This window comes from Micromonospora sp. CNZ297, from assembly GCF_007827625.1.
In genome coordinates this window covers 390,337-416,610 of the sequence record NZ_VISU01000002.1, presented here as the reverse complement: position 1 = coordinate 416,610, position 26,274 = coordinate 390,337, and the positions used below count along the sequence as shown (strand labels likewise).

Genomic DNA, 26,274 nt, shown 5'->3' with positions numbered 1-26,274 from the left:
ACGTGTGGGGGGCGGGAGGGCACATGCGGGACGCGGACAGCTTCGACGACTTCTACCGCAGCACGTCCGGGCGGGCCGTCCGGTACGGCTACGCGGTGGCCGGCGACCCGGCCGAGGCCCAGGATCTCGTGCAGGAGGCGTACGCCCGGGCCTGGCGGCAGTGGGCGAAGCTCGCCGGCCATCCCGCGCCGGAGGCGTGGCTGCGGCTGGTGATCAGCCGGCTGGCGACCGACCGGTTCCGGCGGCTGCGCGGGTGGCGCCTCGCGGCCAGCCGCACCGGCCCGCCACCCGACGTCGGACCGCCCGGCGAGGACACCGTGCTGCTGGTCGCGGCGCTGCGGCAGCTCCCGCCCCGGCACCGGCAGGCGCTCGCCCTGCACTACCTGTTCGACCTGCCGGTGGAGGAGATCGCCCGGGAGGCCGGCGTGCCCACCGGCACGGTGAAGTCCTGGCTGTCCCGGGGACGGGCCCGGCTGGCCGAGCTGTTGCCCGGCGTCGCCGCCGAGGAGCTGGAGGTCAACGATGTCGCGTGAACTGCACCGCTACTACCGGTCCCTCGCCGCCGACACCGACGAGCGGGTGCTGCCGGCACCGGACCGGCTGCGCCGCAGCGCCGACCGCTGGGCCCGGCGCCGCGCCGCGATCACCGTCCTGGCCGCCGCCGGGCTGGTCGCCGGCACGGTGGCCGGAAGCCGGCTGGTGCTCGCCGCCGGGCCGGGGCCCGTCCCGGTTCCACCCCCCGCGGGTACGCCCACCCCGCGGCCGTCGGCAGCCGCGCCCTCGGTCGCGCCGTCGCCCACCACGCCGCCGCCGGCCGTCGGCCGTACCTCCGGCTCGCGCAGTCCGATCGTGACCACCACGCCTCCGGCCGCGGCGACCCCGACCACGATCCCGGACCGGGCGTTCTTCGTGCTGCCCGCCGCAAACGACGCCGGCACCGGCAACTACTTCGGCCCGGGACCGGTCCTGCCGGTGCTGTGCGGCGCGACGCCCGGCGACGAGCGGGTCGTCGCGCAGCGGGCCCGGTCGCTGCCGTACCGGCGGGCCGGCGCACCGGCCGACGAGGTGCCGTCCGGCAACTACCGGCACAGCATCACGATCTACCGGTCCGGCGGCGCCGGCGCGGCGCTGGCCGAGCTGCGCGGGGCGGTACGCGCGTGCCCCGAGCAGCCCGCCCGGGGCACGCCGCCGGTGACGGTGCGGCAGCGTCTGCTGCCCGACAGCGGGTACGGCGACGAGTCGGTGCTGTTCGAGACGCGGACGCCGTACCGGGACGCCAACGGCGATCCGAGCGGCGGCGACGAGGTGCACCTGGTACGCGCGGTGCGCTCCGGCGACGTGGTGACGGTGCTGTGGGAACAGGGCTGGGAGAGCACCTCGACCCAGCGCGCCCAGTTCGACGCGGACAGCCGGCGGGCGGTCGAGGCGATCCGGCGGTGGCTGGACTGAGTACCCGTTTTGCGCCTGCCCGGGTCGGTGCGCTACGGTTGTCGAGCCGACGCGGGGTGGAGCAGCTCGGTAGCTCGCTGGGCTCATAACCCAGAGGTCGCAGGTTCAAATCCTGTCCCCGCTACTCGTGACGAAGGGCCCCGGAGTTCTCTCCGGGGCCCTTCGCCGTTCCTGCCCGAGGCGTCCCGGGAACGGTCGGCAGCGGATCCGGGTACCCGGCTGATCTCCAGGATCGGGGTGCGATAAGCTTTGTGAGCCGACGCGGGGTGGAGCAGCTCGGTAGCTCGCTGGGCTCATAACCCAGAGGTCGCAGGTTCAAATCCTGTCCCCGCTACCAAGGTTCAGGCCCGGAATCCATGGATTCCGGGCCTGAACTCATTCCGGGGCCGTCTCGGTGAGTGCGAGCAGTTCCGCGCGGGCCAGCCGGAGCTGCTCGTCAGTGACATAGGCGGTGCCGATGCCGATGGCGAGTCCCTCCGCGGCGTACCGGACGGCCCAGACGCGGCCCGGTGGCAGGCCGTCGGCCTCGAAGGCGCGGTTCCAGCGCGCCGGGTCCTCGGGATCCACCGCGAGCACGTGCTCCATGCTGTCGATCCCGAGTTGCGCGAGCAGGCCGGTGGCGCTGTTCAGTTCCGCCAGGTACGCGCTGTCCCCGGTGAGGGCGCGCACGTAACCACGGGTGAAGGCGCCGGGCCGGTCGTCGCCGGGGTCGACGTGGGCGTTCACCTCCTCCCAGAATCGGGTGATCACCTGCTCGACCAGTGCGGCGAACAGGTCCTCCCGGGACGGGAAGTGGTGCATCAGGCCGCTCTTGGTGACACCCGCCTCCCGGGCGATGGCGGCCAGGCTGACGTTGGCGCCGTGCCGGGTGACCACCCGTTCGGCGGCGTCCAGCACGGCCCGCCGGGTGCGTGCGCGATCGCGGATCGGACGACGGTCAGTGGCCGGCACGAGCACCTCCAGCAGACACGGGCTCGGAGGGGATGACCTTCCAGGCCACCACCGAGGCGCCGACCAGGATCACGGCGGCGACGAAGGTGGCGGACTGCATCGCCTGGGCGAAGGCGTCCTGCGCAGCGGCCACGACGCCGGGCGCCGGTGACCCGTACACGGCCGCGGCCAGGGAGTCCTCCGCCAGCGCCCGATCGGCGGCGGTGGTCCCGGCGGGGAGCGTCAGCGACGAACGGTAGAGCAGCCCGTGCAACGAGCCGAGGACGGCGATGCCGAGCGCGCCGCCCAGCTCGTACGCCGTCTCGGCCACCGCCGACGCGGCGCCCGCGCGCCGCTCCGGGACGGCGCCGACGACGGCGTCCGTCGAGAGCGTCATGGCGACACCGATGCCGAGCCCGATGACGGCGAGGCCGATGCCCAGGCCCCAGTAGCTCCGGAAGTCGACGCTCGTCCCCATGACGGCGAGCCCGACGGCGGCGACCAGCAGTCCCAGCCCGATCGCGCGGCCCGCCCCCAGCCGCGACAGCAGGACGCCGATCAGTGCCACGACGAGCACCGCGGCGAGTGTCCCGGGCAGCTCGGCGGCGCCGGCCTTCAGAGGGCCGAAGCCGCGAACCAGCTGGAGGTACTGGGAGAAGAAGAACAGCAGCCCCAGGAACCCGAAGATGGCCAGCACGTTGGCTGCAAGCGCGCCCGAGAACGCCGGCACCTTGAACAGCGAGACGTCGAGCAGCGGCACCGCCAGCCGGTTCTGCCGCCGCACGAACCACCATCCGGCCAGCAGCCCGACAGCGGTGGCCGCCACGGTGAGGGCGTCGACGCCGTCACTGAACAGACGCTTGAGGGCGAAGACCAGCGGGACGATCGTGACGATGGACAGCGCCGAGGAACCCACGTCGATCCGCGCCGGCGCCTCGCCCTTCGACTCCGGCAGCAGCAGCCGTCCCGCCACCAGCGCCAGCACCATGACCGGCACGTTGATCAGGAAGACCGATCCCCACCAGAAGCGCTCCAGCAGCGCGCCGCCCACCAGCGGGCCGAGCGCGGCCCCGGCGGTCGCCCCGGCCGACCAGAGCGCGATGGCCCGGGCCCGCTGAGCGCGATCGGCGAACATCGACCGGACGATGGAGAGCGTCGACGGCATCAACGTGGCGCCGGCCAGGCCGAGAAGCGCACGGGCCGCGATCAGCACCTCCGGGGTGGAGGCGAAGGCCGCCAGCACGGACGCCGAGCCGAAACCCACAGTGCCGATCATCAGCAGGCGCTTGCGGCCGATCCGGTCGGCCAGGTTGCCCATCGTGATCAGGAGCCCGGCGAGCACGAAGGCGTAGATGTCCCCGATCCACAGGATCTGCGTGGCGGTGGGCCCGATGTCCTCGGTCAGTGACGGGACCGCGAGGTAGAGGACCGTCCCGTCGACGGCCAGGAGAAGGACCACGAGGACGAGTACCACGAGGGCAGCCCATTCCCGCTTCCCGGCGAGGGCCGGTGCGGGGACCGAGGGCGGGGAGGAGGTCACCAGGAAACCGTAACAGTCCAAATGGACGGCTAATCGTGAGTAAAGCCACCCGGCCTGCGGCGACGACGCGACGTGTCCGGAGACATCCGCCCTGTCCGCCGTGCCCCGGTTGCGGGCCTCGGCGAGGATGGGGACATGTCTGCATGGAACAAGTGGTGGGGCCGCCTGGGCGCGGTCCTCGGTACGGTCGTGCTCTCGGTCTTCGTACCGGTCGCGGCCTGGGCGTCGTCCGGCACCGGCGAGATCGTGGTGGAGGCGGCGCGCCGGCGGTCCCGTGGCGGGTTCGGCATCCTCGGCCTGCTCTGCTGCCTCGTGGTGGTCGGCGGCATCGTGCTGCTGGTGGTGCTGCTCACCCGCGGCCGCCGCAACCGCCCCCCGCGCTGACACCCCTGCCCGCCCCGCCCACGCCGGGCGGGGCAGGGCGGGTCACTCGGCGAGGGCGGCGTTCGCCTGGGCCATGAAGCGGGAGGTGGCGGTACGGGCACCGGCCCGCTTGCCGCGGATGCTCTCGGCCGCGTCGATCAGCAGCTCGCGCACCTCGGCGTGCCCCTTCGGCGGCGGCGCGGGTGACGGGCCGGCCAGGTCGTCCAGCTCGGCGCCGAGCGCGGCCATGCGCTTCTCGGCCCGGCCGGTCACCTCCGCGGCGACGAACGAGCGCACCTGCTTGCTGGTGTTCAGGCCGCGCTCGACGCCGAGGAGCCGGCCGGCGGCCACGTTCGTGGTCAGGAAGTCGAGCACGTCGACCACCGCCTCCGGGTGGCGGGTGCCCCGGAAACCGGCCCAGTACATCGATGCGCGCGGCCACTGGGCGGCGGGCGTACCCGGGAAGGCGACAGCGCCCAGCTCGTCGTCGGTCAGGCTCTGCAACTCGGGCAGCTGGTGCGACCAGGCGAAGGAGGCTGCGGTGTGCCCGGTGACCACGAGCTGGCGGGCCAGCTCGCCGCTGTCGGCCTGCTCGACCAGCGCGGCGCTCGGTGTGGCCCGGTCGAAGCGCGCCACCTCCCAGAACTCGAACCAGGCGAGCAGTTCGGCGGAGCTGAAGCCGAGCTGCCGCCCCTGGTACAGCTCGCTGCCCTGGCCGCGCAGCCAGAGCCAGAACGCCCGGTAGTCGCCGGAGGCGTCCATGGTGCCGGCCACCCGGTTGCCGGAGGCGCGCGTGACGCGCGCGGCCCAGCTCACGTACTCCTTCCAGGACATGCCGGTACGCGGCTCGGGCTGGCCCAGCCGGCGCAGCAGCCGGCGGTTGAACACCAGCGCCGCGCTCGTCTGCGCGGCCGGTACGCCCACCGTGCGCTCGTCCACCCGGCCGTAGCGGGCCAGCTGCTCCGGCACCTCGCGCAGGTCGAGCCGATCGTCGGCGACGTACCGGGTCAGGTCGAGCAGGATGTCCCGGCCCGCGTACTCGGCGAGCAACGTGTCGTCGATCTGGAACAGGTCCGGCGCGTTCCCGCCGGTGGCCTGGGTGGCGAGCCGGTCGTAGTAGCCGCCCAGCCCCTGCCAGGTCACCCGGAAGCTGACCCGCGGGTTCTGCTGCGAGTACAGCCGCAGCGCCTGTTCCGTGGCCGCGGCCCGGCGGGCGCCGCCCCACCAGAACACGGACAGCTCGATCGGGCCGTCGTCGGCGGCCACCTCCTCCGGGCTGCACCCGGTGAGCAGCGGCAGCCCGCCGGCGATCGGCAGCCCGGTGAGCGCGCCGAGGAACCGTCGCCGGTCGAGCCCGGGACGGGGTACGGACTGCGGAGCGCGCAAAGGTCTCTCCGAAGGTGGGGTGGACGGATCATTTCACCGGCCCCCGGCGGGGTGTCAACGCCGGGCGGGCCCGGTGGGCGCGCCGGGCGGGCCCCGGCGGTCATGGTGTACTAGCGCCGTGGAACTTCTGCACTCGGGCAAGGTCAGGGACGTCTACGCCGACGGCGAGGACCTGATCCTGGTCGCCACGGACCGCGTCTCCATCTACGACGTGGTGCTGCCGACCCCGATCCCGGACAAGGGCCGCCTGCTCACCGCGCTGTCGCTGTGGTGGTTCGAGCAGCTGTCCGACCTGGTGCCGAACCATGTGATCTCCGCGACGGACGTGCCGGCGGAGTTCGCCGGCCGGGCGATCCGCTGCCGGCGGCTGGACATGGTGCCGGTCGAGTGCGTGGCCCGGGGCTACCTGACCGGCGGCGGCTTCGCCGAATACCAGCGCACCGGCTCGGTCTCCGGGGTGCCGCTGCCCCGCGGCCTGGTCGAGGCGTCGATCCTGCCCGAACCGATCTTCACGCCGTCGACCAAGGCGCCGAAGGGCGAGCACGACGAGCCGATCACGTACGAGCAGGTGGTGGACAAGGTCGGGCCGGAGGTCGCGGAGCGGCTGCGGCAGATCACCGTCGACGTCTACCGGCGCGGCGCGGAGATCGCCGCCGAGCGGGGCATCCTGATCGCCGATACGAAGCTGGAGCTGGGCTGGGCGCCGGACGGCACGCTGGTCCTCGGCGACGAGGTGCTCACCTCCGACTCGTCCCGGTTCTGGCCGGCCGAGTCGTACCAGCCGGGCCGCGCCCAGTTCTCCTACGACAAGCAGTACGTGCGGGACTGGGCCACGTCGAGCGGCTGGGACAAGCAGCCGCCCGCCCCCGAGGTGCCGGCCGAGGTCATCGAGGCGACCCGGACCCGCTACGTCGAGGTGTACGAGAAGCTGACCGGCAACAGCTGGGACTGACCTCACGTGCGGGTCGAACTGCGACCCGGGTCGGTGCCGTTCTCTGTGCCCAGGGGGTGCAGCGCAACAAGTCGAATGGTGGCGTCTGTCAAACCCATTTGCGACGGTTCCCCGAACTGCGACAGAAGCGCCTGCCGATTCGATGCGCAGCGTAATGATGCATTGACATGTTGCCATGTCGATGGCAGGCTGCGAGTTGGAGGGCATCTCCACAAAAGACGGGGGAGGCAGATGGCCGGCCATGGCAGGTTGTCACGACGTTCATTGATCTCTGGATCGGCGGCTCTGGTGGCGGGTGCCGCCGGCGCGGCGGCTGTCGGTGTAACTGCCGCTAATGCCGCAGCTCCGACAAGCTCACCTGGCCGAGCCCGCATCGCCAGGGTGATCAGAAGCTCCGGCGGCGCCGCCGAGGTGGAGGTGTTGTCGTCCTCCGGGTCCGTGGTCGCCAGACATGTGGCACCGGTGACCGGCTTCCCCGCCGGCTGGCAGCTCCAGCCGGGCGACCGGGTGATTCTCGCCGGCATGCTGGACGAGTCCGGCTCGGGAGCCGTCATGCCGCTCGTCGAGCCGATCCGTGGCCACCTGGAGGGCACATCGGGGTCATCCGCCCGAATCGCCGGGCGAACGGTCAGGTTGCAGAATCCGGGAACGACGGTCTCGCGAAGCGCGACGTCCGAGGAATCGATCGCCTTCTGCGTCAAGAATGATGTGAACGGCGAACTCTCATGCGTGAGTGTGAAGCCGGTGTCTGCATTCGCGACGCTTCCGAAGAATTCCTAGACCGCCTCACCCAAGGACTTGTCAATGGATACGTTGGTTTCGCCTGCCCAAAATACAACTGCGTCAGTCCAATCATCTGGCTCTGGTCGGCTCGAACCGATGACTGACGGGCGCCGCGGCGTCCTCAAGTTCTTCGGCCGCGGAGGGCTCGCTATCGTCGCCGGGCTGTCCGGCGTGTTCGCGGCCTCCAGGCCCGCCGCAGCCGGCCTTGCGTCGCCTTGCTGCTCACTTGCCAGCAACACGAGGTGCAGTGGGTGCGACGAGAGGTTCTCCTGCAGCAAGGGCTACAAGAGGTACTGGTGGTGCCAGGCGGGCATGCGCATCATCGGTTGCGGAGAATGCCAGAGGGACAGCGGTACTTGCTGGCAGGGCGGCGTCTACTACTGCTCCATCTGGTGGGACGACGGCGCCGGGTGCGGATGACGGCATCGGCTGCTGATCGAGGCAAGAGGGTAACCGCGTGGTTCTGTTTTCGGCACTTGTTGCCTTTGCACTGACTGCCGTGTTCGTCGTCGGTGGGGTGGAGAAGCTCAGAGCGCAGTCCTCGTTCGGCTCGACATTGGCCGGCCTGGGAGTGCCGGACGTTCTGATTCCACCCCTCCGTGTCCTGGTGCCGGTCGCAGAACTCGGCACGGCCGTCGGCCTGATGCTGTTTCCTGCGATGGCGTGGCCCTCGGTTGCCGTGGCCGCTCTCGGCGTGGCCTTCGCCGCAGCCGGCGCGCTGAGTCTGCGTGCCGAACAGCCCGTTGCCTGCTCGTGTCTGGGCGCTGCCGCGGACGGACTTCTCGGCCGGAAGCAGATCATCCTTCTTCCGCTGTGGCTGGCGGCGGCTGCTGTGCTCACCTTGTCCCCGCCGCAGTGGTCCGTTTCGCAGGGTCTGAATCTCCTGGCCCTGGCCGTCGTCGCCTCCTCCGGGCTGCACGCCGTCAAGGTCGTTCGAGCCTGGCGGAACGACGCGGCCTACCGGGCGGCCATCGAGGAGGCCGCGGAGTCTCGGGCCGACATTGTCGTCGGCCTCCACACGATTGAAGGGGTTCGATGACAATAGCTTTGTCGGTGGCCGTCGTGCTGCTGGGAACGCTGCTCCTGCTGCTTCTCGGCTCGCAGGTCGAGATGTACCGGACCATCGAGCAACTTCGGGAGTACAGCGGTCTGGTCGACCGGCCGATCCCGCTCGATCTGCCGGCCGACCGCACGCCGAGCAGAGCCGGCCTGCCGGCGACTCTGGACACCGCGGTCCGGGGGGTCGTGCTTCTGCTCTCCGACCGATGCGGCACATGCCGCTCGATCGCCGCCTCACTGGACGGCAGCGTCCACCCCGACCTCTTCCTGGTCGTCGAGCCCGGCCAGGGGGCGGACGGCGCCGGCGAGCTCGCGCTGAGCTACCGGCTGGATCCCGAGCGGACTCTGATCGACCGCGATGGCAAGATCGCCTCCGGACTGGGGCTCAAGCTGACGCCTGCCGCAGTCGTCATCGAGCATGGGCGGATGACCCGCGCCAGTAGCATTCCTTCGATCCGGCAACTCGAACTCGTCCGCGCCTCGGTACGTGACGTCGGTGGCTCCCGGCAGGCTGCGGTGGCGCCGGAGAATGTATGACCGCTCCGTCTGATCTCGTCGTTCCGGCCATGGTGGTCCTGGCCATGACCGCGGGCTTCGCCCAGTTGTTCAGTCCTTGAGGCGTTTCGTTCGTGGGGATGTTGCGTCCGCTGGCTCTCAGCGGCACCCCTCGAACCCCTCTGGTGCAGGGGGGCAACTCACTCGCTCACCGGTTCCGCGACGCAGGACTGCCGACAGGGGCGCTCTGTGCCGGATTCCTGGTCTCAGCGACCGCACTCTTCGGCATCGCCAACTTCGTCGGCATGGCCCTCGGCACGTACCTGCTTCCGGAGAAGGCACGCCTGGCGGCAGCACTGGTGTGCATCGGCGCGCTGATCGTGCTGGACGTCCTGTCGTTCCGTCGCCGCACGATGTGCCCGATCACCTTCCGCCGTCAGACCCCGAAGAACCTGGTCTTCCGCTACGGCAACACCAGGGGGGCGCTGATCTGGGGACTGGACACCGGACTGGCCGTGACGACGTTCCGGATCTCCGCCGCGACATGGGCCTTGATCGTTCTCGGTCTGCTCAATGTCGCGCCCTGGTGGCAGGGCATCGCGTACGGCGTGGGATTCGGCCTGCCGATCGCAGCGGCCATTCTTCTGGTGCCACCCCGGCCCGACCGTGAGGACGGCACGTCGCGGGAGCCGCACTGGATCTCGGGGATGTTGAACCGGCACCGTCGATTCGCGCAGGTCGTCACGCTGCTCACCGCCGTCGTCGGGTTCGTGGCCGTTGCCCAGACCGTCGCATCCTGAACCGCTGCAGGGCCGGCGCCTCCGTGGGGCCTGGCGGGCCGGGCCACGTCCGGGGCGGACGCGATCATGCCTGGGACGACGCTCACCGACCTAGGTCGGAGGGTCGGGCTAGTCGACCCAGTCGAGCGTGCGCCGCACCGCCTTGCGCCACTGGCGCAGCTCGTGCTCCCGGTGCGCCGGGTCCATCGTCGACTCCCACTGCGCGTCCGATCGCCACTTCTCGCGCAGCGTGGCCAGGTCCGGCCAGAACCCGACGGCCAGGCCGGCGGCGTACGCGGCGCCGAGGCAGGTCGTCTCGGTGATCCGGGACCGCACGACCGGCACGTCGAGCACATCGGCGAGGAACTGCATCAGCAGCTCGTTGCCGGTCATCCCGCCGTCGACCCGCAGCCGGCGCAGCGCCACGTCGGAGTCGGCGTTCATCGCGTCCACCACCTCCCGGGTCTGGAAGGCCGACGCCTCCAGCACCGCGCGGGCCAGGTGTCCCTTGGTGATGTAGCCGGTCAGCCCGGCGATGACGCCCCGGGCGTCGCTGCGCCAGTGCGGGGCGAACAGGCCGGAGAAGGCGGGCACCACGTAGCAGCCGCCGTTGTCGTCGACGGTGCGGGCCAGCTCCTCGACCTGCGGTGCGGAGGAGATCAGGCCGAGGTTGTCGCGCAGCCACTGCACGAGCGAGCCGGTGACCGCGATGGCACCCTCCAGCGCGTACACGGCGGGCTGGCCCTCGATCCGGTACGCCACGGTGGTGAGCAGGCCGTGCCGCGACGGCACCGGGCTGGCGCCGGTGTTGAGCAGCAGGAAGCTGCCGGTGCCGTAGGTGCACTTGGCCTCGCCGGGCTGGAAACAGGTCTGCCCGAACAGGGCCGCCTGCTGGTCGCCGAGCGCGCTCGCCACCGGCACCCCGGCCAGCACCCCCTGGGCGGTGCCGTACACCTCGGCCGAGCTGCGGATCTCCGGCAGCACGGCGGCCGGGACGCGCAGCGCGTCGAGCAGCTCCGGGGCCCAGTCGAGCGTCTCCAGGTCCATCAGCATGGTGCGGCTGGCGTTCGTCACGTCGGTGACGTGCCGGCCGGTCAGCTTCCAGATCAGCCAGCTGTCCATGGTGCCGAACAGCACCTCGCCGCGCTCGGCCCGCTCGCGCAGCCCGTCGACGTTGTCGAGCAGCCAGCGCAGCTTCGGGCCGGCGAAGTAGGTGGCCGGGGTCAGGCCGGTGCGGGCCCGCAGCCGCTCCTCGTCGTACGCCTCGGTCAGCTCCCGCAGCAGCGGGCCGGTGCGGGTGTCCTGCCAGACGATGGCGTTCGCCACCGGACGGCCGGTCTCCCGGTCCCACACCACAGTGGTCTCGCGCTGGTTGGTGATGCCCACCGCGGCCAGCATCTCGGTGCCGATGTCGGCGCTGGCCAGCGCCTCGCGCACCACGTGCTCGACGTTCGTCCAGATCTCCTCGGCGTCGTGCTCCACCCAGCCGGGCCGGGGGAAGATCTGCCGGTGCTCGCGCTGGGCCACGGCGACGATCTCACCGGCCCGGTCGAAGACGATGCAGCGCGAGGACGTGGTGCCCTGGTCGATGGCGGCGACGAACTCTGCGGTCACGGCAGCACCGTACCCGCCGCGAGCGTCCACCGTCTCCCTCCGGCGGCCCGTACGATCATCAGACGTGCGTGACATTGCCGTGTTCAGCGGATCAGCCCATCCCGACCTCGCCGCCGAGATCTGCGCCCACCTCCACGTCCCGCTGCACCCGGTACGGGTGTCCCGGTTCGCCAACGACTGCCTGGAGGTGCAGTTGCAGGCGAACTGCCGGGAGCGCGACGTCTTCCTCATCCAGCCGCTGGTGCCGCCGGTGCAGGAGCACCTGGTCGAGCTGCTGCTCATGATCGACGCGGCCCGCGGCGCGTCGGCCGCGCGGATCACAGTGGTGCTGCCGCACTACGCGTACGCGCGTTCGGACAAGAAGGACGCGCCGCGCATCTCCATCGGCGGCCGGCTCGTCGCCGACCTGCTCACCTCCGCGGGCGCGGACCGGGTGCTGGCCATGACGCTGCACTCGCCGCAGGTGCACGGCTTCTTCAGCGTCCCGGTGGACCACCTGCACGCGCTGCGCGAACTGGCCGCCCACTTCAAGGGGTACGACCTGAGCAACGCGGTGGTGGTCTCGCCGGACCTGGGCAACGCCAAGGAGGCCGCGGCGTTCGCCCGGATGCTGGGCACGCCCGTGGCGGCCGGCGCGAAGCAGCGTTTCAGCGACGACCGGGTGCAGATCAGCACGGTCATCGGTGACGTGGCGGACCGGGACGTGATCGTGCTGGACGACGAGATCGCCAAGGGCAGCACGGTGATCGAGCTGATCTCGCATCTGCGGGAGCGGCGGGTCCGCTCGATCCGGCTGGCCTGTACGCACGGCCTGTTCTCCAGCGGCGCGCTGGAGCGGCTGGGCGGGCAGGAGGGCGTCCTGGAGATCGTCTGCACCAACACGGTGCCGATCCCGGCGGAGAAGCGGGTGCCGAAGCTGGAGGTGCTGTCGGTGGCGCCGGCGCTGGCCGAGGCGATGCGGCGGATCCACAACGGGGAGTCGGTGAGCGCCCTGTTCGCCTGACGCCGGCGGCGGGGTCAGCCGTCCAGTGGGCCGGTGGCGGGCTGGCGGGTGGCGAGCGCGGCGGTGATCCGGACGACGGTGCCGGCGTCGCCGGTCTTCACCTCCATCGCGTCGCTCAGCTCCCGGGCCAGCCAGAGGCCCCAGCCGCCGGCGGTGTCCGGCGCGGGCCGCTCGCGGTCGCGCAGCCGCCGTTCGCTGATCCCGGGCCCGTGGTCGGCGACCTCGCAGACCAGTTCGCCGTTCCGCTCCCAGAGCCGCAGCCAGCCCTGCCCGCCGCCGTGCCGGACCGCGTTGGTGATCAGCTCGTTGACCGCCAGCACGAAGTCGTCCAGCCGTTGGCCGGACAGGCCCGAGCCGTGCGCACAGGAGGTGACCGAGTGCCGCAGCCCGGTCACCTGCGCCTGGTCGAAGGCCGTGGCGAGAAGCAGGGAAGGTTCGATGGGCACAACCGTACGCGGTGCGGGGAGTTCTGCGTCTGTCATGACCCCGTCCCGACGATGGTTCTCGACGACTTTCGCGGCATTTCCACCGTACGTCAGGGTTTCTCGGGGCGCACCGCCCGGGGTGCCCTGGACCGGCTGTGACAGGGTGTCGCACATGCCGTCGTCCTCCGGCCTCGAGGGCCCCTTCTGGCGATCGATAGCGGTGTTCCGCTTCGCCGCGCTCGCGTACGTCGGACTGGTCGTGCTGCGCGACGCGGACCGCTACGCGCACCCGGTCGCCGCGGGCGGCGTCCTGCTGGCGATGCTGGCGTGGAGCGGCGTGACGGCGGCCGGTTACGGCCGTCCGGCCGGGCGGCGCTGGCCGCTGCTCCTGGCCGACCTCGGCGTGGTGCTGGCGATCATCCTGGTCACGCCCTGGGTGGTGGGCCGCGCGGCGCTCGCCGCCGGGGTGCCGATGCTGACCGCCGCCTGGCTGGCCGGGCCGGTGCTCGCCTGGGCGGTCTCCGGCGGGCGGCGGCGCGGCGCGGTGGCCGCGATCGTCCTCGGCGGCGCCGACCTCGCCACCCGCGACCGGATCAGCCCGTCCGCGCTGACCGGGGCGATCCTCATGCTGCTCGCCGGCGTGGTGGTCGGGCACGTGGCCCGGCTGGCGGTGCAGGCGGAGGAGCGGTTGCAGCGGGCGGTGGAGCTGGAGGCGGCCACCCGCGAGCGGGAACGGCTGGCCCGCGACATCCACGACTCGGTGCTCCAGGTGCTCGCGCTGGTCCGGCGGCGCGGCGCGGACCTGGACGGCGAGGCGGCCGAGCTGGCCCGGCTGGCCGGCGAGCAGGAGGCGGCGCTGCGGGCGCTGATCGGCCGGGCGGGCGCGCCGCCGGACCCGGGCGGGGACGAGCAGGATCTGCGCGACCTGATCGACAGGTACGCCTCGGCCACCGTCGTGGTGTCCGCGCCCGCCACACCGGTGCCGTTGCCGGCGCGGGCCGCCGGTGAGCTGGGCGCTGCGGTCGGCGCGGCGCTCGACAACGTGGCCCGGCACGCCGGCGGGCGGGCCTGGGTGCTGATCGAGGACGAGGAGGAGACGGTGACCGTCTCGGTACGCGACGAGGGACCGGGCATCCCGGAGGGGCGGCTGGCGGAGGCCGCCGCGCAGGGGCGGCTCGGGGTGGCGCAGTCCATCCGGGGCCGGGTGGCCGACCTGGGCGGCGAGGTGCGGATCGTCTCCGCGCCCGGCGCCGGCACCGAGATCGAGCTGGTCGTGCCGAGGAGCCGCGGGTGAGCATCCGGGTGATGGTGGTCGACGACCACCCGATGTGGCGCGAGGGTGTCGCCCGTGACCTCACCGAGGCGGGCCACCAGGTGGTGGCGACCAGTGGTGAGGGGCGGCAGGCGGTAAGGGTTGCGGCCGCGGCCCGTCCCGACCTGGTCGTGCTCGACCTCCAGCTGCCGGACATCTCCGGCGTCGAGGTGATCCGGGGCCTGCGCGCCGCGCTGCCCGACGTGCGGGTGCTCATGCTCTCGGCCAGCGGCGAGCCGCAGGGCGTGCTGGACGCGGTCAAGGCCGGCGCCACCGGCTACCTGATCAAGTCGGCCGCACCGGCGGAGTTCCTGGACGCGGTGCGCCGCACGGCGGCCGGTGAGCCGGTGTTCACGCCCGGCCTGGCCGGGCTGGTGCTGGGGGAGTACCGGCGGCTGGCCGCGGAGCCGCCCGCCCCGCACGACGACGCACCCCGGCTCACCGAACGGGAGACCGAGGTGCTGCGTCTGGTCGCCAAGGGGCTGTCCTACAAGCAGATCGCCGACCGGCTGAGCCTGTCCCACCGGACCGTGCAGAACCACGTGCAGAACACCCTGGGCAAGCTCCAGTTGCACAACCGGGTCGAGCTGACCCGGTACGCCATCGAGCGGGGCCTGGACGACTGAGCGGTCAGCGCGCCTCCGGCGGCCGGGTCTCGTGCACCGCCAGCTCCTCCGCGCTGGCCCCGCCACCGGCCGCGCCCGCGTCGTACGCGACGTTGTCGGTCTCCTGGTCGGTGTGTGCGCCCTCGTCCGGCTCGACCAGCCGGCCCACCTGGTGGTCGGCGACGGTACCGAGCTGGCCGTGGTCGTACACCGACACCGGGGAGTGCGGGTCCGAGACCGGGCCCGGGTCGATCACGTCGGCGTCGAGCTGGGCCTGCGCGGCGGCCTCCTCGCTGTCCGCCTCGGCGGCGATGTCCGGGTCGACCGGGCCGGCGAGCGGGTCGTCGGCGGGACGCTCGTACTGCTCGCGCTGGAGCTTGTAGTCCAGCGACTCGCCGTCGAGCTGCTCCTCCGCCGTGGTGCCGAACTGGTCCACGGCGACCGGCGTGCGGTCACCGGGGAGCTGGGCCGGCTCGGGGCCGTCCGCCTCGCGCCCGGTCAGCACGTCGTCGTTCGCGGTGGAGTCGTCGTCGGCGGTGTCGGGCAGGCCCGCCGCCTCGGGATCGGACACGGGGGTGGGGTACTCGTCGTCGCGCATGCCCGGGAACTACCCACTGCGCTACCCGGCCTAACCGCGACCGGCCGGGTGGATCGGGAGAAACAGTGCGAAAAGCACCTCAGTTGCGGTACGCCGCCTCGTCCTCGGCGTACAGCACGCACCACACCACCTTGCCGTCGGGCAGCGCCGTGCTGCCCCAGCGCCGGGCCACCGTGTCGATGAGCAGCAGCCCCCGCCCGCCCACCGAGTCCACCGGCGCCGGACCGCCGTACGTGGGCCGCCCGGTCGAGTGGTCCCGCACCGCAAGATGCAGCGCGCCGCCGCGCGGGGCCAGCCGGAGCGTCATCGGCGTGACCGCGTGCGCCACCACGTTGTTGACCATCTCGGTGACCGCGATGCAGGCCGGCTCGGTCAGCTCCGGCAGTCCCCACCTGGCGCAGCCGCCGGCCACCAGCACCCGCGCCTCCCGGGCGGCCTCGGCCACCGGGGGCAGCTCGGCGTCGAGCGGCTCGGGCGGGGCGTCCGGTGGCGGCCCGTGCGGGTCGAGCAGCAGCCGCGCGGCGGGCCAGTCGTCGACCGCCCGGCAGACCTCGTCCAGCGCGTCGCGTGCCACCGGGTCGGGGATCCGCACCCCGGACAGGTCCACGAGCAGCACCCCGGGGTGCCGCCACAGCCGGGCGAGCAGCGCGTCCCGTACGGCCTCCACCTCGGAACGGTCGAGGACCCCGGTCAGCCGGACCGTCGGGGAGGACTCGTCGGTCTCCACCAGGCAACGCGCATCCGTCGGCATGATCGCCCCATTGTGCACGTCGGTCCGCGCCCGCGCACCGGTCCGGTCGACGGGACTCACGGCCGGCCGGCCCGGGACCGGCGGCTGAGCGCCGCCACCGTGCCGACAGCCGTGCCGGCGGCCAGCCCGACCGCCGCGGTCAGCCGCAGCACCTGCCCGCGCCGGCCGGACCATCCGTCGGTCCGCTCCGCCGCCGAGTCCGGCGTGAACACGGCGCCTGTGGAGTCGTCGCGTACGCCGGGACCGAACTGGGTGCGCGCGGTGTACCAGCCCAGCGCCCGCTCGGCCAATGCCGGGGCGAGCCGCCACTGGAGGCCGATCAGCCGGGCCGCGCCGCCCGCGTACGCCTCGCGCCGGGGCCGGCGCAGCAGCCGGACGATCGTCTCGGCGACCATCTCGGGCGGGTACACCGGCGGCGGCGGGGTCAGCTCCCGGCCGGAGTGATTGGCCGCGTGCCGGAAGAACGGCGTGTCGATGGTGGCGGGCAGCACGGTGCAGATCGAGATGTTCCCCCGGCCGGTCACCCGTAGTTCCTGCCGCACCGTGTCGGCCAGCCCGCGGATCGCGTGCTTCGTCGCGTTGTACGCCGACTGGTACGGCATCGCCACCTCGGCCAGCACCGAGGCGTTGTTGACGAGCACCCCGCCGCCGGCCGCGCCCAGCCAGGGCAGCGCGGCCCGCGTCCCGTACACGGCGCCGAGCAGGTTCACGTCCACCACCCGGCGGAACTCGGCCACCGGGATCTCGTCGAACAGTCCCACGGTGCCCACTGCCGCGTTGTTGATCCACGCGTCGATCCGGCCGAACTCGGCCACCGCCCGCCCTGCCAGCCGCTCCACCGCCTCCGGGTCGGTCACGTCGGTGGGCACCACCAGGGCGCGCCCGCCCAGTTCCCGGCAGAACGACGCGACCCGGCGCAGCGCGGACTCGGTCCGGGCGGCCAGCACCACGTCGGCGCCCCGGCGGGCCAGCGCGTACGCGGTGGCCGCGCCGATCCCGCTGGAGGCGCCGGTGATGACGACTGTGGCGTCGGAGAGGCTGCGGGTCAGCGGCATTCCCCGTCGGTACCCCGGGCCGGGGCGGTCATGCCGACCGTTTTCGCCGGTGATCGGCATCGGTCGGCTGTCCCGCCCACGGGACGCACTGGCCGGGTGACCCCGATCTGTCAGGTTTGGACGCACCGGACCTGGGTTAATGGGACGCTCTGACCGGAGACCCCGCTCGCGAGAAACGCATGGAGGTGCACCATGCGCGTCGGCCTTGTATGCGCGCACGCCGGCTCGTCCACCGACGGTCCCACTGTCGGGACGCAGGAGCACATTGCGCGCGTGGCGGCGGAGCTCGCCGCCCGGGGCCATGACGTCCGCGTCTACGAGCGTCGTGCCGCGTCCGCCCAGCCCGCCCTGACCGAACTCGACGGCTACCGGGTGGAACGTGTCCCGGTCGGCCCGCCCGACATGCTCTCCACCGCCGAGCTGGTCCCGTTCGTCGCCGAGTACGGCCGCTGGCTGGCCGGGCAGTGGGCCGGGGACTGGACGCCCGACGTGGTGCACGGGCACTACTGGGTCGGCGGGCTGGCGGCCGCCCACGCGGTACGCGCGACCGACATCCCGGTGGTGCAGACGTTCCACTCGCTCGGCGTGGAGCAGTTGCGTCACCTCGGCCGGGAGTACAGCGGGCCGGGGGAGCGCATCCCGCTGGAACGGGCGCTGACCCGGGCCGTGGACGTGGCGGTGGCCCAGTGCAACGACGAGGTCGACGAGCTGACCCGGATGGGCCTGCAACGGACGTCGGTGGCGATGGTGCCGACCGGGGTGGACACCGGCCAGTTCCACCCGGACGGCGAGGCGGCGCCGCGGGACCAGCGGCCGCGGATCCTCTCCGTCGGCGGGCTCGCGCCCGGGCACGGCCAGGACGACCTGATCCGGGCGATGCGGCTGGTCGGTGACGCGGAGCTGGTGATCGCGGGCGGCCCGCCGGCCGAGCGGCTGGACGGGCACGCCGAGGCGCGCCGGCTGCGCGAGCTGGCCGAACGGGCGGGCGTGGCGGAGCAGGTGAAGCTGGTCGGCGCGGTGCCGCACGACCAGATGGCCACCTGGTACCGCTCCGCCGATCTGGTGGCCTGCACGCCGCACTACGCGTCGGCCGGGCGGGTGTCGCTGGAGGCGATGGCCTGCGGCGTGCCGGTGGTCGGCTACGCCATGGGGGGCATCGCGGACGCGGTGGTGGACGAGGTGACCGGCAAGCTGGTGCCGCCGGGTGACGTGCGCATGCTCGGAGTCACGCTGCGCCGGCTGCTGTCGGACAACGCCGGCCGGTTCGCGTACGGGCACGCCGCGGTGGACCGGGTCCGGTGCAGCTACACCTGGGAACGGACCGCCGCCGCGCTGGAGCGTCTCTACGAGCGGGTGATCGGGCGGCGCCGCCCGGCTACGCCGATCGAGCCGACGCCGGTCGAGGTGACGCCGCCGGTCGAGGTGGTCGTCTCCGAACGCGGGCCGGTCGAGGCGGCCTGAACCGGCACCATCCCGGCGCCCACCATTGCCTTCTGGCGGGCGCCGGCGTGGTGGTGCTGCGGTTCGGCGTACCGGGTCAGGCCGACCACCGCCGCGAGCGTCACCAGGAAGCCGAGCCCGGCCAGCCACTCCCGGCCGGGCCAGATCTTGTCGTTGAGCAGCAGCAGGCCGACGATCGCCGCTGGCACCGCGCCGGCGGCGTCCATCGCGGCCACCGCCGCCGTGGTCGACCCGCGCTGCATGGCCAGCCCGAGCAGCAGCTGGCCGATCACCGAGTGGACGATCAGCAGGTAGAGCAGCGGGTCACGGACGAACGCCTCCACCGACCCGGCCGAGGCGAGCGGGCGGGCCGCCACCGCGGCGGCGGAGAACGCCATCCCGGCCAGTGAGCCGAGCACCACCGACCCGAGCGCGCCGTGCAGCCGGGCGGCGAAGAAGCCGGAAGCGGCGATCGCGACCACCGCCACCGCCAGGCCGACCAGCCCGGCGGTGCCGAGCTGCCGCGACGGCGCGGGCTGGGCGGAGAGGACGAGCGCGGTGATGCCGGCGAACAGCAGCACCAGCAGCACCACCTCGGCTGCGGGCAGCCGCCACTTGAGCACCAGCACGCCGAGGACGGCGGTCACCCCGAGCCCGGCCGCCACGCTGGCCTGGACCAGGAACAACGGCAGGTCACGGCGGGCCAGGAAGGCCAGCACGAAGCCGACGACCTGGCAGGCCAGGCCGATCAGGTACGTCCGGTGCCCGGCGAGGCGCAGCAGCAGCCCGGGATCGAACGTGTGGTGCACTGTGGTCCGCGCGGCTGCGACCGACTGGAGAAGGTTGGCGAAGCCGTACGCGATGATCATCGCCGCCAGGAAGCACCAACCGGAGGAAACCACCTGGCGAGGATAGAGGCTTCCCCCGGGTCAGCGCTCGGCTGGACGGCCGAGCCGGGCCAGGATGTCGTCGTGCAGCGCCCCGTTGCTGGCCACGGCGCTGATGTCGGCGGAGTCGGCGCCGGCCGGGGCGGGCCGCCCGGCCAGGTCGGTGACGATTCCGCCCGCCTCGGTGACGATCGGGACCAGCGCGGCGATGTCCCACAGCGACAGCTCGGGCTCCACCATCACGTCCAGTGCCCCCTCGGCCAGCAGCATGTAGCCGTAGAAGTCGCCGTACGCCCGGCTGCGCCAGGTGTCGCGCATGAGCTGGAGCACCGCGTCCAGCCGCCCGGCCTGCTCCCACCCGGTCAGCGACGAGTAGCAGAAGCTCGCGTCGCCGAGCGCTGTCACGCCGGAGACCCGGATCGGCGTGCCGTCCGCCGGACCGGTGCCGGCGAACGCGCCCGCGCCGAGCGCGCCCCACCAGCGGCGGCCCAGCGCCGGGGCGGAGACCAGGCCGAGCACCGGCCGGTCGTGCTCCAGCAGCGCGATCAGGGTGGCCCAGACTGGTACGCCCCGGACGAAGTTCTTCGTGCCGTCGATCGGGTCGATCACCCAGCGCCGCCCGTCGGGGCCGGCCGGCGGCTGCTCGCCGTACTCCTCGCCGAGCAGGCCGTCACCGGGACGGTGCTCGGCCAGCAGCGCCCGGATCTCCCGTTCGACGGCGGTGTCCGCGTCGGAGACCGGCGTCAGGTCCGGCTTCGACTCGACGCGCAGGTCGAGCGCGCGGAACCGGGCCGAGGAGACGGCGTCCGCGGCGTCGGCGAGCAGGTGGGCGAGGGCGAGGTCGTCGGCGTACCCGGTCATGACTGACACGCTAGTGGCGGCGGCCCGGCCTTCGACGGCGGGTCGCCGCCGGTCCGCCGCTCAGGACCCGGCGAGCGGGTCGCCGGGGTTGCGCTCCGGCTCGCGCGGGTCGCCCTCGCCGCTGCGGGAGGCCAGCAACCGGCGGTACGAGGCGAGCCGGCGCGCGTCGGCCTTCCCGGCGGTCACCCAGGCGTCGAGCGCGCAGTCCGCCTCGTCGGCGGTGTGCGGGCAGTTGGCCGGGCAGTCGACTGTCGCCTCGACCAGGTCGGGGAAGCCGTGCAGCAGGCTCTCAGCGGACACGTGGGCCAGCCCGAAGCTGCGTACCCCCGGGGTGTCGACGATCCAGCCGGTGTCGCCCTCGGCGCCGGGCTCGGCGGGCAGGCGCAGCGCGACCGCGCTGGTCGAGGTGTGCCGGCCCCGGCCGATCGCGCTGACCGTGCCCACCGCCCGTTCGGCTTCCGGGACGAGGCGGTTGACAAGCGTCGACTTGCCCACCCCGGAGTGGCCCACCATCACCGAGACCCGGCCGGCGAGCAGCGCCCGCAGCGCGGCCAGGTCGGAGTCCGGGCGGATCAGCACGTACGGCAGCTCCAGCTCGGTGTAGTAGCCGAGCACCGCCTCCGGGCCGGCGAGGTCGGCCTTGGTGAGGCAGAGCAGCGGCTCGATGCCGGCGTCGTACGCGGCCACCAGGCAGCGGTCGATGAACCCGGTACGCGGCGGCGGGTCGGCGAGCGCGCTGACGATCACCAACTGGTCGGCGTTCGCCACCACCACCCGTTCCAGCCGCCCCTCGGCGGTGGTCTCGTCGTCGTCGGCGGTACGCCGCAGCACCGAGGTCCGCTCGGCGATGCGCACGATGCGGGCCAGCGCGCCCGGCGCACCGGAGGTGTCCCCGACCAGCCCCACCCGGTCGCCCACCACCACCGACTTGCGTCCCAGCTCGCGGGCGCGCATGGCGGTCACGAGCGGCGCGTCCGGTCCGGCGCCGGGGATCACACAGGTGTAGCGGCCCCGGTCGACGGCGATGACGAAGCCGTCGACGGCGTCTGCGTGCCGGGGCCGGGTGCGTGTACGCGGGCGCGAGGACCGGCCCGGTCGTACCCGGACGTCGTCCTCGTCGTACTCGCGCCGCTTCGTCGTCAGGACGTCCCCCCCGCTGTCAGTTCTTGCCTGTCACCATCCCCGACCATAGTGCCGGGAACTCCGGCATGGTCTTGGAGGTGCACGCCACGTCGTCGACCTCGATGCCGGGGACGGCGAGCCCGGCCACCGCCGCCGCGTGCGCCATCCGGTGGTCGGCGTACGTGCGGAACGTCCCGCCGCGCAGCGGCCGGGGCCGGATGTCCAGGCCATCGCGGGTCTCGGTGATGTCCGCGCCGAGCGCTGTGAACTCCTTGGCCAGGGCGGTGACCCGGTCGGTCTCGTGACCGCGGATGTGGCCGATGCCGGTGAGCCGGGACGGGCCGTCGGCGAGCAGCGTGAGCGCGGTCAGCACCGGGGTCAGCTCGCCCACGTCGGAGAGGTCGGCGTCCAGCCCGCGCACGGTGCCGGTGCCCCGCACCGTCAGGCCGTCGGTGCCGAGGCTCACCTCGCCGCCCATCCGGTGCAGCAGCTCGCGGAGCTGCTCGACCGGCTGGAGGCTGCTGCGCGGCCAGCCCTGGAGCGTCACCTCGCCGCCGGTGACCAGCGCGGCGGCGAAGAACGGCGCGGCGCCGGACAGGTCCGGTTCGATCTCCCACCCGCGCCCGGACAGCGGGCCCGGCTCGACCGTCCAGACGTCGGGCGTGGTGTCGTCGACGGCGGCGCCGGCGGCGCGGAGCATCTGCACCGTCATCCGCAGGTGCGGCGCGGACGGCACCGGCGGCCCCTCGTGCCGGACCACGACGCCCCTGTCGAAACGCGGCGCGGCGAGCAGCAGACCGGAGACGAGCTGGCTGGACGCGGAGGCGTCGATCACCACGTCACCGCCGGTCACCCGCCCCGCGCCGAGCACGACGAGCGGCAGGCTGCCGGCCGCTGGCGCGTCGATGCGGACGCCGAGCGTGCGCAGCGCGCCGATCAGCGGCCCGAGCGGGCGGGTCCGGGCGTGCGGGTCGCCGTCGAACGTGACCCGCCCGGCGGCCAGCCCGGCCACCGGGGGCAGGAAGCGCATCACGGTGCCGGCCAGGCCGACGTCGACGTGCGCCGGGCCGGCCAGCGGATAGGGACGGACCAGCCAGCGGTCGTCGTCCGAGATCGACATGTGGGCGCCGAGTGCGCGCAGGCCACCGGCCATCAGTTCGGTGTCCCGGGCGCGCAGTGGACGGGCGAGTGTCGACGGCCCGCCGGCGAGTGCGCCGAGCACCAGGGCCCGGGCGGTCATCGACTTGGAACCGGGCAGGCGCAGCGTCGCGGCGACCGGGTCGCTCGCGGTCGGCGCGGTCCACGGCTGCGGCGGACTCGTCGCGGTCGGATTGCTCACCGTTACATTCTGCCAAGCTCACGGGCCGGTGGAACCGCCCGTCGCCGCTGCTCCCGTTGGGCGGGACAGCCGGAACGTCCGGATGCGGCTAGCGTGGGCGCCATGTGCGGGAGGTACGCCACGACCCGGAGCGCCGCCGATCTGAGCGCGCTGTTCGAGTCGGCCGACGAGACCGGTGGGGTGGCGCCGGACTACAACGTCGCGCCGACCGACCCGGTGCCGCTGGTCCGGCTCGCCCCGGAGGGGCACAGGCTGCTCTCCCTCGGCCGCTGGGGCCTGCTCCCGCAGTGGTCGCGCAGCGCCGCCGGAGCCGCCCGCATGATCAACGCGCGGGCCGAGACGGTCGCCACCAGCCGGGCGTACGCGCCGTCCTTCGCCCGCCGCCGCTGCCTGGTCCCCGCCGACGGGTGGTACGAGTGGGTCCGCCTCGCCGACGGCGGACGCCAGCCCTACTTCATGACACCGCGGGACGGCTCGGTCCTGGCCTTCGCCGGCATCTGGTCCGTGTGGGAGTCGGCGGGTGCGGCCCGGCTCACGTTCAGCGTGCTCACCACCGCTGCGGTCGGCGAGCTGGCCGAGGTGCACGACCGGATGCCGCTGCTGCTGTCGCCGGAGCGCTGGGCGGAATGGCTCGGCCCGGCCGAGGAGCCGGCAGAACTGCTCGCGCCGCCGGACGCCGGCCTGCTCGCCGGGCTGGAGATCCGGCCCGTGTCCCGGGCCGTCGGCGACGTCCGCAACGACGGCCCGGAGCTGATCGCCGCGGTGGCTCCGGCGGGTGTCGGGACGGCCGCCGGACCGACGCTCTTCTGATCACGCTCCGCCACATTTGCGTGCCCCGTTTGCCGGGGTTGGGCCGGAAAAGTCGCCCGGACGTTCAGTCAGTTTCATTGAAGACTCTTGTCCTTGCGTATTCGAATGCGATAGAACACAGCGCCGGTGATGGGCGTCTGTTCGCACGGGGCGGATGACACCCATCGATCTTGTAAAGATCTACGCCGGTTCCCACGGGGGAGGTGGGTGTATTGACACGGGCACGTATGCCGCGTCCGCACGAGGTAGCCGCCGCGCGGCGCGATCCGCGACTGCTGCGGGCGCTGAGCGAACGACGCCAGGACGACGCGTGGCGCACCAGAGGCACCTGTCAGAACGTCGATCCGGAGACGTTCTTTCCGGCACCGAACGAACCGGCCGACGCGGCGGTGGCGCTCTGCCGCACCTGCGACGTCCAGGGCTCCTGCCTGGCCTGGGCGCTGGAGGTGGGCGACTGTCACGGCGTCTGGGGCGGCACCACGCCGCGTGAGCGGCGCGCCATGCTGGTGGCCTGGCGCAGCGAGGTGCAGCCGGATCCGGACGCGCTCGACGACGCCGGTCCGCCGGTGCGCGACCGCCTGCTCACGCTGGTCCCGCTGAGCTGATCCCGACGTCGCCCGTGGCCCGCTCCGGCAGGCCGCGGGCGACGTCCGTTTCCGCGCCCGATCACCGGCGGGCCGGCCGGCCGCGCAGAATGAGCCGGTGCGGCACGACGACGAGATCGACACACCACGGGGGCCCGCCCGGCTCCGGTTCGACCCACCCGCCGACGGCACCACGGTGCTGGTGCTCGGTCACGGCGCCGGCGGTGACGTGGACGCGCCCGACCTGACCGCCGTCCGGGACGCGGTGCTCGCCGCCGGGGCCGGGGTGGCCCTGGTGACCCAGCCGTACCGGGTTGCCGGGCGACGCGCGCCCGCTCCCGCCGGGCACCTCGACGAGGCGTGGACGGCGGTGCTGGCCGACCTGCGCCGGCGTGCCCCGCGGGTTCGCCACTGGGTGGTCGGGGGCCGGTCCAGCGGCGCCCGGGTGGCCTGCCGTACCGCCGCCGCCGTCGGGGCGGCCGGAGTCGTCGCACTGGCGTTCCCGCTGCACCCGCCGGGACGACCGGAGCGATCCCGGGCCGGGGAACTGCTCACCGGCCTGCCCACGCTCGTCGTCAACGGCGACCGGGATCCGTTCGGCGTGCCCGAGTCCGGCCCCGGCATCGAGGTGGTGGTCCGGCCGGGGGAGCGCCACGACCTGCGCGGCGACCCGGCCGGCACGGCCGCCGTGGTGCGGGACTGGCTGCGCGTACACGGGTGGTCGTCCTGACCGGGCGGCGCGCGCCGTGACCGTCCGCCGCGGCGGGTCGTTGCACCGGTTGGTGCCGGCCGCCCGGTTCGGGCGCGCCGGGGCCACCCTCCCAGGCCCTTCCTGGTCCCAGCGTCGGTCGCGGCCGAGGCCGGGACCAGGATCGGGTGGGGCCGGAGGAATGCCATGCCCCACAACTCGCGTTATCTCCCTTGGACGACGACAGAGCCAGCGCGAGGGGGGTGACCGGTGCCGATCGAGACACGGAGCCGGGAACGGGACGAACGGGACGAGCGTCAGCTCCGGCGGCTGCTCGACGCGCCGGAGTGGCCCGCGGCGGCGTCGGTCGTGAGCACCGGCACACACTCCGGAAGTGAATCTGCCGGTAGGTGGGTACGCGTATCCTCGGCGGGAAAGCATCCGACGCGAGGGGATGTGCGGTTGACCACCGAGAAGACGGACGAGCGCAGGGCCCGCTTCGAGCGGGACGCGATGCCCTTCGTCGATCAGCTCTACGCTGCCGGACTGCGGATGACCCGCAACCCGGCGGACGCGGAGGACCTGGTTCAGGAGACGTACCTGAAGGCGTACGCCGCCTTCCACCAGTTCGAGCAGGGCACGAACCTGAAGGCCTGGCTCTACCGGATCCTGACCAACACCTACATCAACACCTACCGCAAGCGGCAGCGCCAGCCCATCCAGGCGCCGACCGAGGAGATCACCGACTGGCAGCTCGCCGAGGCGGAGTCGCACACGTCCAGCGGCCTGCGCTCGGCCGAGACGGAGGCGCTCGACCGGCTGCCGGACAGCGACGTCAAGGAGGCCCTCCAGCAGTTGCCGGAGGAGTTCCGCCTGGCCGTCTACCTGACCGACGTCGAGGGCTTCTCCTACAAGGAGGTCGCCGACATCATGGGCACGCCGATCGGCACCGTGATGTCCCGTCTGCACCGTGGCCGACGTAATCTGCGGAAGCTGCTGGAGCAGTACGCGGCGGAGCGGGGTTTCAGCGCCGCCTCGTCGAAGAAGGGTTCGACCGCCGCCGCCGGCCGGGAGGTGTGACCGTGAGCTGTGGACAACCGCACGAGACGGACTGCCGCGAGGTGCTCGCCGAGGTCTACCTCTACCTCGACCTGGAGTGCGCCGAGGAGCGCCGGGTGCTGATCCGGCACCACCTGGACGAGTGCGGGCCGTGCCTGCGCGAGTACGGCATCGAGCAGGAGGTCAAGGCGCTCGTGGCCCGGTGCTGCGGCAACGAGGCGGCCCCGGAGAAGCTGCGTGAGCGGTTGCGCCTGCGGCTGACCGAGCTGGTGGTCTTCGAGAGCACCGAGTCCCGCGAACTGGCCGACTGACAAGCGACGCAACGGCCCGGGTCCGATCACGGACCCGGGCCGTTGCGCTGTCCGGCGACTGCGCCGCCTGATCG

General features: G+C 73.2%; 29 protein-coding genes and 2 tRNA genes. 19 read left to right on the top strand and 12 right to left on the bottom strand.

What is annotated here, in order from left to right:
• Nucleotides 1–23: 23 nt before the first annotated feature.
• The 4 genes from FB454_RS05410 to FB454_RS05395 all read left to right on the top strand — a co-directional run bounded on the left by FB454_RS05410 (nt 24) and on the right by FB454_RS05395 (nt 1,786).
• Nucleotides 24–533 carry an RNA polymerase sigma factor gene (locus FB454_RS05410; protein ID WP_013288396.1) on the top strand — a complete coding sequence of 170 codons (510 nt, stop codon included), beginning with the start codon at nt 24–26 and terminating at the stop codon, nt 531–533.
• Complete coding sequence (locus FB454_RS05405) at nt 523–1,449, top strand: hypothetical protein (protein WP_013475253.1); 927 nt, start codon at nt 523–525, stop codon at nt 1,447–1,449. The genes FB454_RS05410 and FB454_RS05405 overlap by 11 nt, the downstream gene beginning before the upstream one ends.
• 50 nt (nt 1,450–1,499) lie before the next feature.
• Nucleotides 1,500–1,573 (top strand) — tRNA-Met (locus FB454_RS05400).
• 136 nt (nt 1,574–1,709) lie between these two features.
• Nucleotides 1,710–1,786, top strand: a tRNA-Met gene (locus FB454_RS05395).
• 38 nt (nt 1,787–1,824) lie between these two features.
• Here FB454_RS05395 and FB454_RS05390 read toward each other — a convergent pair.
• Both FB454_RS05390 and FB454_RS05385 read right to left on the bottom strand, forming a co-directional pair.
• Nucleotides 1,825–2,400: a TetR/AcrR family transcriptional regulator gene (locus FB454_RS05390; RefSeq protein WP_013288394.1), complete on the bottom strand. Its 576-nt coding sequence runs from the start codon at nt 2,398–2,400 to the stop codon at nt 1,825–1,827.
• On the bottom strand, nt 2,387–3,919 hold the full coding sequence (locus tag FB454_RS05385) for an MFS transporter (protein ID WP_013475254.1): 1,533 nt from the start codon (nt 3,917–3,919) through the stop codon (nt 2,387–2,389). Before FB454_RS05385 ends, FB454_RS05390 begins: the two co-directional genes overlap by 14 nt.
• A 135-nt stretch (nt 3,920–4,054) precedes the next feature.
• Here FB454_RS05385 and FB454_RS05380 point away from each other — a divergent pair, with 135 nt between their 5' ends.
• Nucleotides 4,055–4,303, top strand: coding sequence for a hypothetical protein (locus FB454_RS05380; protein WP_013288392.1), 249 nt, complete (start codon nt 4,055–4,057; stop codon nt 4,301–4,303).
• A gap of 42 nt (nt 4,304–4,345) precedes the next feature.
• On the opposite strand, the gene FB454_RS05375 is transcribed toward FB454_RS05380, so the two are convergent.
• Entirely contained in the window at nt 4,346–5,668 is a 1,323-nt protein-coding gene (locus FB454_RS05375) for an ABC transporter substrate-binding protein (protein ID WP_013475256.1), read from the bottom strand.
• A gap of 118 nt (nt 5,669–5,786) precedes the next feature.
• Here FB454_RS05375 and FB454_RS05370 point away from each other — a divergent pair, with 118 nt between their 5' ends.
• From FB454_RS05370 to FB454_RS05350, 5 genes are all read left to right on the top strand, one after another.
• On the top strand, nt 5,787–6,620 hold the full coding sequence (locus FB454_RS05370) for a phosphoribosylaminoimidazolesuccinocarboxamide synthase (RefSeq protein ID WP_030273884.1): 834 nt from the start codon (nt 5,787–5,789) through the stop codon (nt 6,618–6,620).
• A 381-nt stretch (nt 6,621–7,001) separates the two neighbouring features.
• The gene (locus FB454_RS34785; RefSeq protein WP_030273886.1) at nt 7,002–7,400 is read left to right on the top strand and encodes a hypothetical protein; all 399 of its coding nucleotides are present in this window, start codon (nt 7,002–7,004) and stop codon (nt 7,398–7,400) included.
• A 460-nt stretch (nt 7,401–7,860) separates the two neighbouring features.
• A complete protein-coding gene (locus tag FB454_RS05360) occupies nt 7,861–8,442 on the top strand; it encodes a MauE/DoxX family redox-associated membrane protein (protein ID WP_047892761.1) in 582 nt (193 codons plus the stop codon).
• 14 nt (nt 8,443–8,456) lie between these two features.
• Nucleotides 8,457–8,999 carry a hypothetical protein gene (locus FB454_RS05355; RefSeq protein ID WP_198039684.1) on the top strand — a complete coding sequence of 181 codons (543 nt, stop codon included), beginning with the start codon at nt 8,457–8,459 and terminating at the stop codon, nt 8,997–8,999.
• Nucleotides 9,000–9,097: 98 nt separating this feature from the next.
• On the top strand, nt 9,098–9,757 hold the full coding sequence (locus FB454_RS05350) for a hypothetical protein (protein WP_145753024.1): 660 nt from the start codon (nt 9,098–9,100) through the stop codon (nt 9,755–9,757).
• A 108-nt stretch (nt 9,758–9,865) separates the two neighbouring features.
• Here FB454_RS05350 and glpK read toward each other — a convergent pair whose 3' ends face one another.
• The gene (gene glpK / locus FB454_RS05345) at nt 9,866–11,350 is read right to left on the bottom strand and encodes a glycerol kinase GlpK (RefSeq protein ID WP_222433924.1); all 1,485 of its coding nucleotides are present in this window, start codon (nt 11,348–11,350) and stop codon (nt 9,866–9,868) included.
• Between the two features lie 64 nt (nt 11,351–11,414).
• On the opposite strand from glpK, the gene FB454_RS05340 reads away from it, so the two are divergent.
• Nucleotides 11,415–12,353 carry a ribose-phosphate diphosphokinase gene (locus FB454_RS05340; RefSeq protein WP_145822593.1) on the top strand — a complete coding sequence of 313 codons (939 nt, stop codon included), beginning with the start codon at nt 11,415–11,417 and terminating at the stop codon, nt 12,351–12,353.
• A gap of 14 nt (nt 12,354–12,367) precedes the next feature.
• Here FB454_RS05340 and FB454_RS05335 read toward each other — a convergent pair whose 3' ends face one another.
• Nucleotides 12,368–12,835, bottom strand: coding sequence for an ATP-binding protein (locus FB454_RS05335; RefSeq protein WP_145822592.1), 468 nt, complete (start codon nt 12,833–12,835; stop codon nt 12,368–12,370).
• A gap of 115 nt (nt 12,836–12,950) precedes the next feature.
• Here FB454_RS05335 and macS point away from each other — a divergent pair, with 115 nt between their 5' ends.
• Together macS and FB454_RS05325 are read left to right on the top strand one after the other, a co-directional pair.
• Nucleotides 12,951–14,072 carry a MacS family sensor histidine kinase gene (macS, locus tag FB454_RS05330; RefSeq protein WP_013475260.1) on the top strand — a complete coding sequence of 374 codons (1,122 nt, stop codon included), beginning with the start codon at nt 12,951–12,953 and terminating at the stop codon, nt 14,070–14,072.
• A gap of 11 nt (nt 14,073–14,083) precedes the next feature.
• On the top strand, nt 14,084–14,716 hold the full coding sequence (locus FB454_RS05325) for a response regulator (protein WP_030275127.1): 633 nt from the start codon (nt 14,084–14,086) through the stop codon (nt 14,714–14,716).
• 4 nt (nt 14,717–14,720) lie between these two features.
• On the opposite strand, the gene FB454_RS05320 is transcribed toward FB454_RS05325, so the two are convergent.
• The 3 genes from FB454_RS05320 to FB454_RS05310 all read right to left on the bottom strand — a co-directional run bounded on the left by FB454_RS05320 (nt 14,721) and on the right by FB454_RS05310 (nt 17,099).
• Complete coding sequence (locus FB454_RS05320; RefSeq protein ID WP_013288384.1) at nt 14,721–15,293, bottom strand: DUF5709 domain-containing protein; 573 nt, start codon at nt 15,291–15,293, stop codon at nt 14,721–14,723.
• Between the two features lie 79 nt (nt 15,294–15,372).
• Entirely contained in the window at nt 15,373–16,044 is a 672-nt protein-coding gene (locus FB454_RS05315) for an ATP-binding protein (RefSeq protein ID WP_083791369.1), read from the bottom strand.
• Nucleotides 16,045–16,100: 56 nt separating this feature from the next.
• Nucleotides 16,101–17,099, bottom strand: coding sequence for an SDR family oxidoreductase (locus tag FB454_RS05310; RefSeq protein ID WP_013288382.1), 999 nt, complete (start codon nt 17,097–17,099; stop codon nt 16,101–16,103).
• A gap of 192 nt (nt 17,100–17,291) precedes the next feature.
• Here FB454_RS05310 and FB454_RS05305 point away from each other — a divergent pair, with 192 nt between their 5' ends.
• Nucleotides 17,292–18,560: a glycosyltransferase gene (locus tag FB454_RS05305; protein ID WP_013288381.1), complete on the top strand. Its 1,269-nt coding sequence runs from the start codon at nt 17,292–17,294 to the stop codon at nt 18,558–18,560.
• On the opposite strand, the gene FB454_RS05300 is transcribed toward FB454_RS05305, so the two are convergent.
• The 4 genes from FB454_RS05300 to aroA all read right to left on the bottom strand — a co-directional run bounded on the left by FB454_RS05300 (nt 18,443) and on the right by aroA (nt 22,748).
• Nucleotides 18,443–19,408 (bottom strand): hypothetical protein, encoded by a 966-nt coding sequence (locus FB454_RS05300; protein WP_030275121.1) that lies wholly within the window; start codon nt 19,406–19,408, stop codon nt 18,443–18,445. The two genes, FB454_RS05305 and FB454_RS05300, sit on opposite strands and share 118 nt — an antisense overlap.
• A gap of 60 nt (nt 19,409–19,468) precedes the next feature.
• On the bottom strand, nt 19,469–20,287 hold the full coding sequence (gene hisN / locus FB454_RS05295; protein WP_013288379.1) for a histidinol-phosphatase: 819 nt from the start codon (nt 20,285–20,287) through the stop codon (nt 19,469–19,471).
• Between the two features lie 60 nt (nt 20,288–20,347).
• Nucleotides 20,348–21,283 (bottom strand): ribosome small subunit-dependent GTPase A, encoded by a 936-nt coding sequence (gene rsgA, locus FB454_RS05290; RefSeq protein ID WP_013288378.1) that lies wholly within the window; start codon nt 21,281–21,283, stop codon nt 20,348–20,350.
• Between the two features lie 163 nt (nt 21,284–21,446).
• Complete coding sequence (gene aroA / locus FB454_RS05285; RefSeq protein ID WP_047892768.1) at nt 21,447–22,748, bottom strand: 3-phosphoshikimate 1-carboxyvinyltransferase; 1,302 nt, start codon at nt 22,746–22,748, stop codon at nt 21,447–21,449.
• A gap of 102 nt (nt 22,749–22,850) precedes the next feature.
• Here aroA and FB454_RS05280 point away from each other — a divergent pair, with 102 nt between their 5' ends.
• The 5 genes from FB454_RS05280 to rsrA all read left to right on the top strand — a co-directional run bounded on the left by FB454_RS05280 (nt 22,851) and on the right by rsrA (nt 26,200).
• Nucleotides 22,851–23,558 carry an SOS response-associated peptidase gene (locus tag FB454_RS05280; RefSeq protein WP_013475266.1) on the top strand — a complete coding sequence of 236 codons (708 nt, stop codon included), beginning with the start codon at nt 22,851–22,853 and terminating at the stop codon, nt 23,556–23,558.
• Between the two features lie 212 nt (nt 23,559–23,770).
• Nucleotides 23,771–24,163 (top strand): WhiB family transcriptional regulator, encoded by a 393-nt coding sequence (locus FB454_RS05275; protein ID WP_013288375.1) that lies wholly within the window; start codon nt 23,771–23,773, stop codon nt 24,161–24,163.
• Nucleotides 24,164–24,260: 97 nt separating this feature from the next.
• Nucleotides 24,261–24,872, top strand: a complete 612-nt coding sequence (locus tag FB454_RS05270) for an alpha/beta hydrolase family protein (protein ID WP_013288374.1) — start codon at nt 24,261–24,263, stop codon at nt 24,870–24,872.
• A 228-nt stretch (nt 24,873–25,100) separates the two neighbouring features.
• Nucleotides 25,101–25,910 carry a sigma-70 family RNA polymerase sigma factor gene (locus tag FB454_RS05265; RefSeq protein WP_013288373.1) on the top strand — a complete coding sequence of 270 codons (810 nt, stop codon included), beginning with the start codon at nt 25,101–25,103 and terminating at the stop codon, nt 25,908–25,910.
• Nucleotides 25,911–25,912: 2 nt separating this feature from the next.
• A complete protein-coding gene (gene rsrA / locus FB454_RS05260; protein ID WP_013288372.1) occupies nt 25,913–26,200 on the top strand; it encodes a mycothiol system anti-sigma-R factor in 288 nt (95 codons plus the stop codon).
• Nucleotides 26,201–26,274: the final 74 nt, after the last annotated feature.

Bases quoted from the DNA above. Each gene is read 5' to 3' on its own strand.
- FB454_RS05305 (WP_013288381.1), top strand. From the start codon at position 17,292: ATGCGCGTCGGCCTTGTATGCGCGCACGCCGGCTCGTCCACCGACGGT.
- FB454_RS05350 (WP_145753024.1), top strand. From the start codon at position 9,098: ATGTTGCGTCCGCTGGCTCTCAGCGGCACCCCTCGAACCCCTCTGGTG.
- FB454_RS05320 (WP_013288384.1), bottom strand. From the start codon at position 15,293: ATGCGCGACGACGAGTACCCCACCCCCGTGTCCGATCCCGAGGCGGCG.
- macS (WP_013475260.1), top strand. From the start codon at position 12,951: ATGCCGTCGTCCTCCGGCCTCGAGGGCCCCTTCTGGCGATCGATAGCG.
- FB454_RS05410 (WP_013288396.1), top strand. From the start codon at position 24: ATGCGGGACGCGGACAGCTTCGACGACTTCTACCGCAGCACGTCCGGG.
- FB454_RS05300 (WP_030275121.1), bottom strand. From the start codon at position 19,408: ATGATCATCGCGTACGGCTTCGCCAACCTTCTCCAGTCGGTCGCAGCC.
- hisN (WP_013288379.1), bottom strand. From the start codon at position 20,287: ATGACCGGGTACGCCGACGACCTCGCCCTCGCCCACCTGCTCGCCGAC.
- FB454_RS05280 (WP_013475266.1), top strand. From the start codon at position 22,851: ATGTGCGGGAGGTACGCCACGACCCGGAGCGCCGCCGATCTGAGCGCG.
- FB454_RS05380 (WP_013288392.1), top strand. From the start codon at position 4,055: ATGTCTGCATGGAACAAGTGGTGGGGCCGCCTGGGCGCGGTCCTCGGT.
- FB454_RS05310 (WP_013288382.1), bottom strand. From the start codon at position 17,099: ATGCCGCTGACCCGCAGCCTCTCCGACGCCACAGTCGTCATCACCGGC.
- FB454_RS05405 (WP_013475253.1), top strand. From the start codon at position 523: ATGTCGCGTGAACTGCACCGCTACTACCGGTCCCTCGCCGCCGACACC.
- FB454_RS05315 (WP_083791369.1), bottom strand. From the start codon at position 16,044: ATGCCGACGGATGCGCGTTGCCTGGTGGAGACCGACGAGTCCTCCCCG.
- FB454_RS05325 (WP_030275127.1), top strand. From the start codon at position 14,084: ATGGTGGTCGACGACCACCCGATGTGGCGCGAGGGTGTCGCCCGTGAC.
- FB454_RS05335 (WP_145822592.1), bottom strand. From the start codon at position 12,835: ATGACAGACGCAGAACTCCCCGCACCGCGTACGGTTGTGCCCATCGAA.